The sequence below is a fragment of the Polaribacter sp. 2305UL8-11 genome (genome assembly GCF_058147165.1).
Genome location: NZ_JBYVJW010000131.1, coordinates 1 through 233, shown reverse-complemented (window position 1 = coordinate 233; position 233 = coordinate 1). Strand labels below are relative to the sequence as shown.

General features: G+C 27.9%; 1 protein-coding gene. It reads right to left on the bottom strand.

Annotated elements, in window-relative coordinates:
• Positions 1-233: hypothetical protein (locus ACY2RW_RS16465; RefSeq protein WP_490123800.1), on the bottom strand; the 233-nt coding region annotated here is incomplete at both ends.

Below are 233 nucleotides of genomic sequence, written 5' to 3'. Positions count from 1 at the left end.
ACCATCAAAGGGAGAATCTTTTATAAGACAAATAATTTCAAAACCAGGTTGGTTGTCATCGAACAAACCAACATTGAATTTTTCTCCTAAAGGTTGATCAGAAATTCCTATTTTTTTTGCAGCTGTTTCGTTAATAATTATTTTTAATGTATCGGATGCATATTTTTTAGAGAAATTTCTGCCTTTGAAAAGTTTTATTTTAGCAAAATCGAAATAGTTATAATCTACCAAAT